This window comes from Microbacterium sp. LMI13-1-1.1, from assembly GCF_040815625.1.
In the GTDB taxonomy this organism is placed as follows: Bacteria; Actinomycetota; Actinomycetes; order Actinomycetales; family Microbacteriaceae; genus Microbacterium; species Microbacterium forte.
Window position 1 is genome coordinate 768,346 of sequence record NZ_JBFPNL010000001.1, and the last position, 11,866, is coordinate 780,211.

Sequence of the window (11,866 nt, forward strand, 5' to 3'; positions counted from 1 at the left end):
GGGTTCCCGCGCCTGTGAGGGCGCCCTCAGGCGCCGGAGGTCAGCGCCAGGAGCTTCTCCCTGACCTGCCGACGCAGGACCTTGCCGATCAACGATTTCGGAAGCTCATCCACGACGAAGATGCGACGGGGCACCTTGTAGGGGGTGAGGATGCTGCGCGCATACTCGCGGATCGCCTCGACGTCCACCTCGGTTCCGGAGTCGATGACGATCGCCGCGACCACCTCCTCGCCGGAGTGATCGCTCGGCAGGCCGACCACCGCGGCGTCGGCCACCTGCGGGTGCTGACGCAGTGCGTTCTCCACCTCCGTCGGTGCGACATTGAAGCCGCCGGTGATGATGAGTTCCTTGATGCGGTCGACGATTCTGATGAAGCCCGCATCGTCGACCGTCACGATGTCTCCGGTGCGGAACCAGCCGTCGACGAAGACGGCCTCGGTCTCCTCCGGCTTGCCGTAGTACCCGGAGAACACCTGTGGACCGCGCACGAGGAGTTCGCCCGCCGCGCCGGGTTCGACATCGACGGTCGGGTTGTCGGGATCGACCACCCGGCATTCGGTGCCGGGCAAAGGAAGTCCCACTGTTCCCGGAACGCGGTTGTCTGCGACCGGATTCGCCATCAGAACGGGGGAGCATTCGCTGAGTCCGTATCCCTCGACGAGGAAGCCGTTCGTGGCAGCCTCGAACGGCACCACCAGCTCGTGCGGGAGCGCCATGGCGCCGGAGATCGCGACCTCGATCCCGTCGAGGGACACGCCCTCGGCGTTCGCCGCGGCGAGCAGTCGATCAGCGATCGGGGGCACGAGCGGGAGGAACGTCGCCGGGTGCTTCTTCATCACACCGAGCACGAGGTCCGGATCGAACTTCGGGAAGAGCACGAGTCGTGCTCCCATCGACATCGCGAACGTCAGACACAGCGTGAGGCCGTAAGCGTGGAACATCGGCAGCGCCGCGTAGACGACGCAGCCCTTGCCGCGCTGGATGGACGGCACCCACGCCTGCGACTGGGCGGCGTTCGCGAGAAGGTTGCCGTGCGTCAGTGCCGCACCCTTGGGGGTTCCCGTGGTGCCCGACGTGTACTGGATGATGGCGAGGTCGCGGGTGGCCGGCTTCGGGTGCGTCGCCGAGATCGGAGCCGACTGCACCAGCGAGTCCCAGGCGACGGTCCCGCGGACGCGCTCGGTGAGCGCCGCGCGCGACTCTCGCGCTTTCGCCACAGGCAGTCGCAGAGCCACGCGGGTCAGAAAGGGCATCGCCCGGGTGACGTCCACGGAGATGAGGTTCGTCACCGCGAGATCGGCCGGGAACTCCTGCACTGTCGATACGACCTTGTTCCAGACGATCGCGTGCTTCGCGCCGTGGTCCTCGAACTGCTTGCGGAGCTCGCGAGGCGTGTAGAGCGGGTTGTGCTCGACGACCACGGCGCCCAGACGGAGCACGGCGTAGAACGCCACGATGTGCTGCGGGCAGTTCGGCAGCACGATCGCGACCGGATCCCCTGCGCGCACGCCCAGATCGCGCAGACCCTCGGCGGCGCGGTCGATCGCATCCTGCAGTTGCGCATAGGTCGTCTCACGTCCGAAGAACTGCAGTGCAGGGGCGTCGGGGTAATCGCGAGCGGATGCCGCGACGATGTCGATCAGCGATCCCGAGACGGGGGCGAGGTCGTCGGGGACGCCTTCCGCATAGCTGGCGATCCACGGGCGGGGAGGATGGTACGGGCTCACCCGCCCAGCATAGGACCGGCACCGCCCGTCTGCGGGGAGACGACGAGCACGGCAACTAGACTTGGGACGTGTCTGAAATCACCCCTGATCTTGTGCGCCATCTCGGCGTGCTCGCGCGCATCCAGCTCAATGACGACGAGGTGACCCGGCTGACGGGCCAGCTCGATGCCATCGTCGACAACATCGCGAAGGTGTCTGAGGTCGCAAGCCCCGACGTCGCCGCGACGAGTCACCCGATCCCGCTGAGCAACGTCTACCGTCCCGATGTGGTGGGCGAGACGCTCACGCACGAACAGGTGCTCCAGAACGCGCCGGACCAGGCCGATGGCCGGTTCCGCGTCACCGCGATCCTGGGAGAAGAACAGTGAGCGACATCATCCGGATGACCGCAGCCGAGCTTGCGGACAAGCTCGCCAGCCGCGAGATCTCCAGCGTCGAAGCGACGCGCGCACACCTCGACCGCATTGCCGCCGTCGACGGCGACGTCCATGCCTTCCTCCACGTGAACGAGGGCGCGCTCGATGCCGCCGCAGCTGTGGACGCCAGGCGGGCTGCGGGCGAGGAGCTCGGCCCGATCGCCGGTGTGCCGCTCGCCATCAAGGACGTGCTGGTCACGACCGACCAGCCGACCACCAGCGGCTCGCGGATACTCGAGGGCTACCGCTCGCCGTACGACGCCACCGTCGTCGCTCGATCGCGCGCGGTAGGGCTGATCCCGCTCGGCAAGACCAACATGGACGAGTTCGCCATGGGGTCGTCCACCGAGCATTCCGCATACGGCCCCACCCGCAACCCGTGGGACCTCGATCGGATTCCCGGTGGCTCCGGCGGTGGATCGGCCGCGGCTGTCGCCGCCTTCGAGGCTCCGCTGGCGCTCGGCTCAGACACCGGTGGATCCATTCGTCAGCCCGCGCATGTGACCGGCACGGTCGGCGTCAAGCCCACCTACGGCGGTGTCAGCCGCTACGGCGCGATCGCACTCGCTTCCAGTCTCGACCAGGTCGGACCGGTGACGCGTACCGTGCTCGACGCAGGTCTGCTGCATGATGCGATCGGCGGTCACGACCCGAAGGACTCCACATCGCTGCGCGACGAGTGGCCTTCGTTCGCGGATGCCGCCCGTGAGGGCGCGCGCGGAGATGTGCTCAAAGGCCTCAGAGTCGGTGTCATCAGGGAATTGCCCGACAGCGGGTTCCAGCCGGGCGTCGCCGAGTCGTTCCGCAGCGCTCTCGCGCTCATGGAGGCTCAGGGTGCAGAGATCGTCGAGATCGGAGCGCCCCACTTCGAGTACGGCGTCGCCGCGTACTATCTGATCCTCCCCGCCGAGGCATCCAGCAACCTCGCGAAGTTCGACTCCGTGCGCTTCGGTCTCCGTGTGACTCCGGATGGCAACCCGACCGTCGAGGACGTCATGTCCGCGACGCGCGACGCCGGCTTCGGCGACGAGGTCAAACGACGCATCATCCTCGGCACGTACGCACTGTCGGCGGGGTACTACGACGCCTACTACGGCAGTGCACAGAAGGTCCGCACGCTCATCCAGCAGGACTTCGCGAACGCCTTCGCGGAGGTGGACATCATCGCGACGCCGTCGGCACCGACCACCGCGTTCAAGATCGGCGAGAAGATCGACGATCCGCTGCAGATGTACCTCAACGACATCACGACGATCCCGGTCAACCTCGCCGGCGTCCCGGGCATCTCGATCCCGAGCGGCCTCGCGGCAGAGGACGGACTGCCCGTCGGCATCCAGTTCATCGCACCGGCGAGGGAGGACGCGCGACTCTACAAGGTCGGCGCTGCGGTCGAGACGCTCCTCGTCGATTCGTGGGGAGCACCGCTCCTCACGCGTGCACCCCAGCTCGTGGGAGGGACCCGCTGATGGCCACTGCCAAGCTCATGGACTTCGACAAAGCGCTCGAGCTGTTCGAGCCCGTTCTCGGATTCGAGGTGCACGTCGAACTCAACACCAACACGAAGATGTTCTCGGACGCGCCGAACCCGGCGAACGAGGCCTATCACGCGGCTGCGCCGAACACGCTGATCGCCCCGGTCGACCTCGGTCTACCCGGATCGCTGCCCGTCGTGAACGAGGCGGCGATTCGCTCGTCGATCAGCCTCGGTCTCGCACTCGGCTGCTCGATCGCACCGTCGAGCCGCTTCGCACGGAAGAACTACTTCTACCCCGACCTCGGCAAGAACTACCAGATCTCGCAGTACGACGAGCCGATCGCGTTCGAGGGTGAAGTCGAGGTCGAGCTCGAAGACGGAACCATCGTGCAGATCCCGATCGAGCGCGCGCACATGGAGGAGGACGCCGGCAAGCTCACCCACATGGGCGGATCCACCGGACGCATCCAGGGTGCCGAGTACTCGCTGGTCGACTACAACCGCGCCGGTGTTCCGCTCGTCGAGATCGTCACGAAGGTCATCTTCGGCACTGAGCACCGTGCCCCGGAGGTCGCCAAGGCCTATGTCGCGACCATCCGTGACATCGTCCGCAGCCTCGGGATCTCCGAAGCCCGCCTGGAGCGCGGCAACCTCCGCTGCGACGCCAACATCTCGCTGCGCCCTCGCGGCCAGGAGAAGCTCGGCACGCGCACCGAGACGAAGAACGTCAACTCGATGCGGTCGGTCGAACGCGCCGTGCGTTACGAGATCCAGCGTCAGGCGCAGATCCTCGCCGACGGCGGCACGATCACTCAGGAGACCCGGCACTGGCACGAGGACACGGGCACGACCTCGCCCGGTCGTCCCAAGTCGGATGCCGATGACTACCGGTACTTCCCCGAGCCCGACCTGGTTCCGGTGGAGCCTGCGGCCGAGCTGATCGAGGAGCTCCGAGCGCAGCTGCCCGAACAGCCCGTGGCGCGTCGGCGCCGCCTGATGGGCGAGTGGGGGTTCACCGACCTGGAGTTCCAGGACGTGCGGAACGGCGGCCTGCTGGAGGTCGTCGAGGCGACGATCTCGGCCGGAGCGACTCCTGCCACGGCCCGCAAGTGGTGGACGGGCGAGATCAGCCGTCTCGCGAACACGCAGGAGAAGGATGCCGCGGAGCTGATCTCTCCTGAGAACGTCGTGGCGCTGCAGAAGCTCGTCGACGCCGGGACCCTCACCGACAAGCTGGCCCGCCAGGTGCTCGAGGGAGTCATCGCCGGTGAGGGGACGCCGCAGGAGGTCGTCGACGGCCGCGGACTCGCCGTCGTCTCGGATGACGGCGCGCTGATCGCCGCGATCGACGAGGCCCTGGCAGCTCAGCCCGACGTTCTCGCGAAGATCAAGGACGGCAAGGTCCAGGCAGCCGGCGCCGTCATCGGCGCTGTGATGAAGGCCATGAAGGGCCAGGCCGACGCAGCCCGGGTCCGCGAACTCGTTCTCGAGCGCGCTGCGCAGTGATCGGATCCCCCGGACCTCATGTCTGAGGTCCGGGGGAGAATGGTCTCATGGGACACGGTGACGGCAGAGGGCGCATCGTGTCGTCAGCCGATGCCGACGACACCGGCACGAGCATCCTGCACGTCGACATGGATGCGTTCTACGCCGGTGTCGAGGTGCTCGATGATCCCAGCTTGCGCGGTCTCCCGCTGATCATCGGGTCACCCGACGGCCGATCGGTGGTGTCCAGTGCCTCCTACGAGGCGCGCCGCTACGGCGTGCGTGCGGCGATGCCGGTGTCTCAGGCGCTGCGCTTGTGCCCGTCGGCGCGCGTCGTTCCTCCGCACTTCCATCGCTACCAGGCGGTCTCACGTAAGGTGATGGCGATCTTCGAGTCGTTCACGCCGTTGGTCGAGCCGCTGTCGGTCGATGAGGCCTTCCTCGATGTGCGCGGCGTCCGACGGCTCTGGGGCAGCCCTGCACAGATCGCGCACCTCGTTCGTCAGCGCGTCAGAGATGAGGTGGGCATCACCTGCAGTGTCGGCGTCGCAGCCACGAAGCATGTGGCGAAGATGGCCTCGACGATCTCGAAACCCGATGGGATGCTCGTCGTCTCGGCATCCGGCACGCAGGACTTCCTCGACCCGCGTCCGGTGCGCGCCATGTGGGGTGTGGGGCCGAAGGCGGCCGAGGCATTGGAGGGGCGCGGAATCCGCACGGTGCGCGACATCCGCACCTCGTCTCCGGCGATGCTCGACCGCGCCGTGGGGCCGGCTCTCAGCGCGCGACTCGCGGAGCTCGCTCGCGGCGAGGATCCCCGCGCAGTCGAGACGGAGCGCGTCGAGAAGAGCGTCGGGCACGAGGAGACCTTCGACACCGACATCTCAGACAGGTCCTTCCTGAGAGCAGAGCTCCTGCGCCTCGCCGACCGCGTCGCAGCGCGCCTGCGGAAGGCGGAATGGGAGACGTCGACGGTCGCCATCAAGATCAGGTTCGACGACTTCCGCACCATCAGCCGTTCGCAGACGCTCCCGGAACCCACCGCGGTGGGCCAGCGCATCGGCGAGGCCGCCCAAGCGCTCTTCGACCAGATCGATCGACGGGATCCCGTGCGTCTGGTCGGAGTGCGCGCTGAGAAGCTGCGGCCGGCCGGCGGCGGCGGCTTCGGCCTCTGGGACGACGACGAGGACTGGAGGCGCGTCGAGGGCGCGGTCGACGATGCCGTCGCACGTTTCGGCACTGCCACGATCAGGCGAGCGAGACACATCGGGCGGGGTGACGGCCGTGGTGCCGCGCAGCATCCCAGGGCGCACGGGCTCGATTGACCCTTCCCACGGCCGCTTCCTGGGCTAGCGTGGAGCCATGCCCAACATTGCACTGGAACTCGGACAGCAGGCCGCCTCGTTCGGCGTGAAGAGCGCGTACGGCGAGCCGCAGGATATCGACGGCGTGAGCATCACTCCGGTGGCGTTCACCTACTCCGGCTTCGGCGGAGGAAGCGGTGACGGCGCCGAGGGCGGCGGAGGCGGAGGCGTGTCGGTCCCGGTCGGCGTCTACGTCCGTCGCGAGGAGGGGCTCCGGTTCGAGCCCAACATCGTGACGCTGCTCGTCGTCGCTGTGCCGTTCATCTGGGTGACCGGACGCGCGCTCTCTCGCATCATCCGTGCCCTCAAGAAGTAGTGACCCGGTCGCTGACGCCCTCGAGCGCGCTGCGGCCCTGATCGTCGACGACATCCACATGCTCGCGGCGGCGAACCCGGTCGTCCTGATCGACGGTCGCAGCGGAGCGGGGAAGACGACCCTCGCGCGCATGCTCGTCGAACGCTGGCCGATCGCAGGACGGGTGCAGCTCGTCGCACTGGATTCGATCTATCCGGGGTGGGACGGGCTCAGAGACGGAGTCGAACGCGCTCTGGACGGCATCCTCCGCCCGCACGGACGAGGGTATCTGGGCGAGTGGCGACGATGGGACTGGGGGAGCGGCAGCGAGGCCGAGATTCACGCGGTCGACCCGGCGCTCGGGGTGCTGATCGAAGGGAGCGGGATACTCACGCCCGCCACGGCGGCGATTGCGGATGTGCGGGTCTGGGTCGAGTCCGCGGAGGTCGGTCGCAAGGCCCGAGCGCTGGCGCGCGATGGCGATACGTACCGTCCGCACTGGGATCGCTGGGCGCAGCAGGAAAGCGATCACATCGTGCGTGACGATCCGCGTGCGCTCGCGACCAGGGTCATCGAGGTGCCGTAGGTCTCAGAGGAGCTCGTCGGCCGCGTCGATCGTGAGTTCGAGGCGGTACCCGAGCCAGTCGTAGACGCCGAACCGCGGGTCGTCGGGGTCGTGGTCATCGTCGCTCTCGATGCCGAGGCGCTCCGCGATCACGAGGCGCAATGCGGTGAGCGTGCGCAGCCATGCGTCGATGTCGGACGGAGGTATGTCGAGGTCGTGCTCCGCGAAGGCCTCGCTGTGTGACATCTCGGCGAGGTCACCGCGCATGCCTGCGAGTGCGGTGCGGACGATGTCCGCGTCCAGAGCGCGTCGATCGAGCAGGTCTTCTCGAGTCGCATCCCGGAACGCGCGAGACGACTCCTCGTCCTCGGGGTAGGCATCGGGAACCAGGCGGCCGATCGCGGGATCCTCGACGTCGCGGGTCGCTCCCACGAGATCGCGGAAGTCGTCGACCAGCTGCGCGAGCTGCGCGCCCTCGACCCGAGCCATACGTATCCGCACCATCGGCTCGCTCATCTCGTGGCCTTTCGGACGGTCGCCCACAGGCCGTAGTCGTGCATCGCCTGCGCGTGCACCTCCATCGTCTCTCGCGGCCCTGTCGCGACGATCGCCTGGCCGTCGTGGTGCACCTGTCGCATGAGCACCGTCGCGCGCTCCAGCGAGTAGCCGAAGTAGGTGCGGAAGACTCGCACGACGTAGCTCATCAGGTTGACAGGGTCGTTCCACACGACGACCTCCCATGGTTCGAGCGGAGCTGCTGAGAGATCGACCGACTCTTCGATGTCGGGCGTGGCGAGGGGGCTCATGCCCACCCCAGCGTGTGGAGCTGCTCGTCGTCGATGCCGTAGAAGTGCGCGATCTCGTGCACCAGGGTCGTGTGCACCTCGTCGCGCAGTTCGTCGTCCGTCTCGCACGCTGCCAGATGCGGCTCGCGGTAGACGACGATCCGGTCGGGGAGCTCGCCGGAGCCGTACTGCGTGCGCTCGGTCAGGGCCAGCCCGTCGTAGAGCCCGAGCAGGTCCAGGCTGCCGTCCTCCGGCCGATCCTCGACGACGAACACCACGTTCTCCAGCCCGTCGACCATCTCGTCGGGCAGCCGATCGAGCTCGTCGATCACGAGTTCTTCGAAGTCCGCAGCATCCATTTCCATCAGGTCCAGCCTATTGCCGGGCCTGGGAGCGAAGCGTCAGTGGAGGAAGACGAGGAGACCGGCGACGGCGATGAAGAGGACGCCGAAGACGCTGTTGAGCGTCCGCTGTCCGCGCGCTGATCGTGTGAGCCTTCGGAAAGGCCGAGCCGCGGTGGCGAAGAACCCCCACATCACCACGATGTCGACGATGATGACCGTGACGATGAGAGTGAGGTATTGAGGGAGCTGTGGCTGATCGAGGCGGATGAACTGCGGGATGAACGCGAGGAAGAACACGATCGCCTTCGGGTTGAGGAGATTCACCCAGAACCCTCGTCTGATCATCGACCAGTGGCCCTCGTAGAGGTCGACCGTGGTCCCCTCGTCAGCCGCAGGAAGCTTCGGCTTGGTGAGGATCAGACGGATGCCGAGGAAGACCAGGTATGCCGCGCCGGCGTATCGGATCACGTTGAACAGCACCTCAGACTGCGACACGACGAGTCCGAGGCCTGCCGCGACGATCACGACATGCACGATGAGAGCGAGCTGCTGCCCGAGGATTCCCCAGATCGAACGGCGCCAGCCCTGGCTCAGGGCGTTCGACATCGTGTTGATGGCGCCGGCCCCCGGCGTGAAGCTGATAACCACGCAGGCGGTCAGAAGTGAGAACCACACGGCGAGCGACACCCCGCAATCCTACGGGGGCCTCACCGTGCGTCGATCACCGTGGTTCGGGCCCGGAGCAGGAAGCGCTTCGTGACGCAGAGAAGGTCCGAGCCTTTCGACTCGGACCTTCTCAGAGTGGGGTGAGTAACGGGACTCGAACCCGCGACATCCGGCACCACAAGCCAGCGCTCTACCAGCTGAGCTATACCCACCATGTGCCGATCGCGATCGGCAACCAGACGAGTCTATTACATGTTCGGAGTGAACTCTGACACCGTGCGTGCGGCGATGTCGCGAGCATCGTCACTCGAGGGCCCCGGTTCGGCGACGAAGACCGCCTCGCGGTAGTACCGCAGCTCGCGGATGGACTCGAGGATGTCGGCGAGGGCGCGGTGTCCGCCGTCTTTCGCCGGCGCCTGGAAGAACACCCGCGGGTACCACCGCCGCGAGAGCTCTTTGATGCTCGAGACATCGACGTTGCGATAGTGGAGCCACTGATCGACCTGACTCATGTACTTGGCCAGGAACATCCGGTCTGTGCCGATGGTGTTGCCGGCGAGAGGAGCCTTGCGCTCGACCGGAGCGAACCGCTTGATGTAGGCGAGGGTCTGCGCTTCGGCCTCGGCCAGCGATACGCCGTGGGGGATCTCGTTGATCAACCCCGACGTCTCGTGCATCTTCGTCACGAAGTCATTCATGTTCTCGAGTGCCGCGTCGCTCGGGCGGATGACGACCTGGAAGCCGGGGTCCACCGGACGGAGCTCGAAATCAGTGACGACGACGGCGATCTCGACGAGTTCGTCGACGGCCAGATCGAGACCGGTCATCTCACAATCGATCCATACGAGGCGGTCATTCTCTGAGGCAGATACCATTTCGCCATCCTATCGACGGCTCCGACATCCGAGTCTGGCGCGGTACGGTAGATGTGTGCGCCTCCGTAGCTCAGGGGATAGAGCAGGAGCCTTCTAATCTCTTGGTCGCAGGTTCGAATCCTGCCGGGGGCACGATCACCTGAGCCGGGCAGTGCTCATCCGTTGCGGAGAGCGGCGACCGCGTCATCCGCGCTCCAGAAGTCGCCGACGAGTCGGAACGACGCCGTGGCGAGGTGCAGGCGCTCCGCCCGGTAGCGAACCCCGAGTGGATCCGGGATGAGGCGCAGGTGCCCGAGGACCCTCTCTCGCGCGTCTTGAACCCGCCATAGGTGGGCGGACGCGCGCACGAGATGCTCCTTGTTGGTCGACAGCTGCGGTGTCGCGTAGGGAACCTCGGGCGTGGACGTGATCAGGGTTGCAGACATCGAATCTCCTTTCATGATTCGAACGTATGACCGACCACCGACATTGCTGGCCAGACGTGACGACTGCCGGCGACTGAGTAGTTCTGCACATTCGCGCGCCGCTCCGAGTTGTTCAGGAAGCCCGTGTTCTCGGCATCGGCGAGGTGGAGAGAGGGCGCACTCTGAAGTGATCCGGACGCACGCTCCGGGCACAGAGGAGAGAACATGCATGACACAGTGACCATCGTCGGCAACGTCGCCACCGATCCCACTCAGGGGCGAACGACAGGTGGAGTTCCCGTCACGAACTTCCGACTCGCGAGCACGCACCGACGATTCGATGATGCGACCCAGACGTGGGTCGATGTGACGACGAACTGGTACTCGGTCGCGGCCTTCCGTCAGCTGGGCGAACATGCGAAGGCCTCTCTGCGGTCCGGTGACAGCGTGATCGTCACGGGGAGGATGAAGATCCGTGCCTGGGAGAACAACGGCAAGCAGGGCACGAGCGTCGACATCGACGCCGATGCGATCGGCCACGATCTCCGATGGGGGACGACGGCGTATCGCCGCAGCGCGCGATCGGGGGTCGATGCCCCGCCCAGAACCACTGCGACATCGGACCCGCACGATGACGCCGAGCACTCTGCGCACTCGCGTGGTGACGGTCCGGACATCGACACGTCGTGGGCGGCGAAGGACGGCGCGCTCTTGGGTGCCAAAGACGGCCTCGCGGATTCTGCTGCCGCAGGGGCGAGCACGCTCTGAGATCCCTGGCCGATCGACGCCGGCGCACATGGCATCCGTGAGCGCGCTCGGGCGCTGCGGGGGAGGACGCCCTTAGACTCAGTTCGTGCTTCGACGACCGGACTCCTCCGCATCGCGTGCGGCGATCGCGACCGGCGTCGCCACGACGCTCGCGCTGATGCTGACCTCGTGCGGTGCGCCCGCAACGCCCACACCGAAGCCGACGGATGCCGGAGTGAGCCCCAGTCCGTCGGCGTCTCCTTCGGGTCCCGCGTATGTTCCGGACGGCACCGCCGATGACAACCTGCCGCTCTTCGCGGCCGTGACCGCCGCGGTGTGGGCGTCAGACCAGAAGGTGTCGGGTCGTGCCTACATCGACGCCCTGATCGCCGCCGGGTTCGACCGGGCAGCCATGCAGGTCACACAGGACGTCTCGACCGTCGGCAACCCGGTGGAGAGCCTCATGTTCGCCGTGCGGTGGGGAGACACGGAGTGCCTCATAGGGCAGGTGGGCCCGTCGACGGGCGAGCCCGTCACGGTCGTCATGCCGCAACTGGCCGAGGGACGTTGTCTCGTCGGGACGACGCGAGCGATCGACTGGTAACCCGCCACGTGCGTGGCACGTGCGGCAAAGCGCGCAACCGCGTCGTGGAGCTGGCATCCGGCTTCGGTAGCGGCCACCGAGATCGCCGGTAGGCTGGAGTGTCGATCTTCGACGC

15 protein-coding genes and 2 tRNA genes are annotated in these 11,866 nt (G+C 66.9%); 9 read left to right on the forward strand and 8 right to left on the reverse strand.

The annotated features are described in order from the left end of the window. Positions 1 to 26 precede the first annotated feature (26 nt). A complete protein-coding gene (locus MRBLMI13_RS03670; RefSeq protein ID WP_367820336.1) occupies positions 27 to 1,727 on the reverse strand; it encodes a long-chain-fatty-acid--CoA ligase in 1,701 nt (566 codons plus the stop codon). 68 nt (positions 1,728 to 1,795) lie between these two features. Here MRBLMI13_RS03670 and gatC point away from each other — a divergent pair, with 68 nt between their 5' ends. From gatC to MRBLMI13_RS03700, 6 genes are read left to right on the forward strand one after another with little or no spacing between them, the layout of a single operon-like run. After that, positions 1,796 to 2,095 carry an Asp-tRNA(Asn)/Glu-tRNA(Gln) amidotransferase subunit GatC gene (gene gatC / locus MRBLMI13_RS03675; protein ID WP_042536743.1) on the forward strand — a complete coding sequence of 100 codons (300 nt, stop codon included), beginning with the start codon at positions 1,796 to 1,798 and terminating at the stop codon, positions 2,093 to 2,095. Next, positions 2,092 to 3,609 carry an Asp-tRNA(Asn)/Glu-tRNA(Gln) amidotransferase subunit GatA gene (gene gatA, locus MRBLMI13_RS03680; RefSeq protein ID WP_367820334.1) on the forward strand — a complete coding sequence of 506 codons (1,518 nt, stop codon included), beginning with the start codon at positions 2,092 to 2,094 and terminating at the stop codon, positions 3,607 to 3,609. Before gatC ends, gatA begins: the two co-directional genes overlap by 4 nt. Then, positions 3,609 to 5,123: an Asp-tRNA(Asn)/Glu-tRNA(Gln) amidotransferase subunit GatB gene (gatB, locus tag MRBLMI13_RS03685; protein WP_367820332.1), complete on the forward strand. Its 1,515-nt coding sequence runs from the start codon at positions 3,609 to 3,611 to the stop codon at positions 5,121 to 5,123. The genes gatA and gatB overlap by 1 nt, the downstream gene beginning before the upstream one ends. 47 nt (positions 5,124 to 5,170) lie before the next feature. Next, a complete protein-coding gene (dinB, locus tag MRBLMI13_RS03690) occupies positions 5,171 to 6,427 on the forward strand; it encodes a DNA polymerase IV (protein ID WP_367820331.1) in 1,257 nt (418 codons plus the stop codon). Between the two features lie 37 nt (positions 6,428 to 6,464). Further along, complete coding sequence (locus MRBLMI13_RS03695; protein WP_042536738.1) at positions 6,465 to 6,782, forward strand: hypothetical protein; 318 nt, start codon at positions 6,465 to 6,467, stop codon at positions 6,780 to 6,782. Next, positions 6,766 to 7,347: a hypothetical protein gene (locus MRBLMI13_RS03700; RefSeq protein ID WP_367820330.1), complete on the forward strand. Its 582-nt coding sequence runs from the start codon at positions 6,766 to 6,768 to the stop codon at positions 7,345 to 7,347. Before MRBLMI13_RS03695 ends, MRBLMI13_RS03700 begins: the two co-directional genes overlap by 17 nt. Positions 7,348 to 7,350: 3 nt before the next feature. On the opposite strand, the gene MRBLMI13_RS03705 is transcribed toward MRBLMI13_RS03700, so the two are convergent. The 6 genes from MRBLMI13_RS03705 to orn form a co-directional block, all read right to left on the reverse strand. Next, positions 7,351 to 7,842, reverse strand: a complete 492-nt coding sequence (locus tag MRBLMI13_RS03705; RefSeq protein ID WP_042536734.1) for a DUF2017 family protein — start codon at positions 7,840 to 7,842, stop codon at positions 7,351 to 7,353. After that, positions 7,839 to 8,132: an ATP-dependent Clp protease adapter ClpS gene (clpS, locus tag MRBLMI13_RS03710; RefSeq protein ID WP_056376751.1), complete on the reverse strand. Its 294-nt coding sequence runs from the start codon at positions 8,130 to 8,132 to the stop codon at positions 7,839 to 7,841. The genes MRBLMI13_RS03705 and clpS overlap by 4 nt, the downstream gene beginning before the upstream one ends. Further along, positions 8,129 to 8,476, reverse strand: a complete 348-nt coding sequence (locus tag MRBLMI13_RS03715; RefSeq protein ID WP_056376754.1) for a metallopeptidase family protein — start codon at positions 8,474 to 8,476, stop codon at positions 8,129 to 8,131. The genes clpS and MRBLMI13_RS03715 overlap by 4 nt, the downstream gene beginning before the upstream one ends. Before the next feature lie 36 nt (positions 8,477 to 8,512). After that, a complete protein-coding gene (locus tag MRBLMI13_RS03720) occupies positions 8,513 to 9,142 on the reverse strand; it encodes a LysE family transporter (RefSeq protein WP_056376756.1) in 630 nt (209 codons plus the stop codon). Between the two features lie 115 nt (positions 9,143 to 9,257). Continuing rightward, a tRNA-His gene (locus tag MRBLMI13_RS03725) sits at positions 9,258 to 9,333 on the reverse strand. Positions 9,334 to 9,369: 36 nt separating this feature from the next. Further along, positions 9,370 to 9,996, reverse strand: coding sequence for an oligoribonuclease (gene orn / locus MRBLMI13_RS03730; protein ID WP_367820329.1), 627 nt, complete (start codon positions 9,994 to 9,996; stop codon positions 9,370 to 9,372). A 59-nt stretch (positions 9,997 to 10,055) separates the two neighbouring features. Between orn and MRBLMI13_RS03735 the strand changes: the two genes are divergently transcribed. Next, positions 10,056 to 10,128: transfer RNA gene (locus tag MRBLMI13_RS03735), tRNA-Arg, on the forward strand. 23 nt (positions 10,129 to 10,151) lie between these two features. Here MRBLMI13_RS03735 and MRBLMI13_RS03740 read toward each other — a convergent pair. Next, positions 10,152 to 10,421 (reverse strand): hypothetical protein, encoded by a 270-nt coding sequence (locus tag MRBLMI13_RS03740; RefSeq protein ID WP_367820328.1) that lies wholly within the window; start codon positions 10,419 to 10,421, stop codon positions 10,152 to 10,154. A 204-nt stretch (positions 10,422 to 10,625) separates the two neighbouring features. Here MRBLMI13_RS03740 and MRBLMI13_RS03745 point away from each other — a divergent pair, with 204 nt between their 5' ends. Both MRBLMI13_RS03745 and MRBLMI13_RS03750 read left to right on the forward strand, forming a co-directional pair. Then, positions 10,626 to 11,168: a single-stranded DNA-binding protein gene (locus MRBLMI13_RS03745; protein ID WP_367820327.1), complete on the forward strand. Its 543-nt coding sequence runs from the start codon at positions 10,626 to 10,628 to the stop codon at positions 11,166 to 11,168. A gap of 85 nt (positions 11,169 to 11,253) precedes the next feature. Next, positions 11,254 to 11,751, forward strand: a complete 498-nt coding sequence (locus MRBLMI13_RS03750; protein WP_367820325.1) for a DUF6993 domain-containing protein — start codon at positions 11,254 to 11,256, stop codon at positions 11,749 to 11,751. Positions 11,752 to 11,866: the final 115 nt, after the last annotated feature.

Coding starts and splice junctions, on each gene's coding strand:
- MRBLMI13_RS03745 (WP_367820327.1), top strand. CDS start 10,626: ATGCATGACACAGTGACCATCGTCGGCAACGTCGCCACCGATCCCACT.
- orn (WP_367820329.1), bottom strand. CDS start 9,996: ATGGTATCTGCCTCAGAGAATGACCGCCTCGTATGGATCGATTGTGAG.
- gatB (WP_367820332.1), top strand. CDS start 3,609: ATGGCCACTGCCAAGCTCATGGACTTCGACAAAGCGCTCGAGCTGTTC.
- clpS (WP_056376751.1), bottom strand. CDS start 8,132: ATGAGCCCCCTCGCCACGCCCGACATCGAAGAGTCGGTCGATCTCTCA.
- MRBLMI13_RS03705 (WP_042536734.1), bottom strand. CDS start 7,842: ATGAGCGAGCCGATGGTGCGGATACGTATGGCTCGGGTCGAGGGCGCG.
- MRBLMI13_RS03740 (WP_367820328.1), bottom strand. CDS start 10,421: ATGTCTGCAACCCTGATCACGTCCACGCCCGAGGTTCCCTACGCGACA.
- MRBLMI13_RS03715 (WP_056376754.1), bottom strand. CDS start 8,476: ATGGAAATGGATGCTGCGGACTTCGAAGAACTCGTGATCGACGAGCTC.
- MRBLMI13_RS03695 (WP_042536738.1), top strand. CDS start 6,465: ATGCCCAACATTGCACTGGAACTCGGACAGCAGGCCGCCTCGTTCGGC.
- dinB (WP_367820331.1), top strand. CDS start 5,171: ATGGGACACGGTGACGGCAGAGGGCGCATCGTGTCGTCAGCCGATGCC.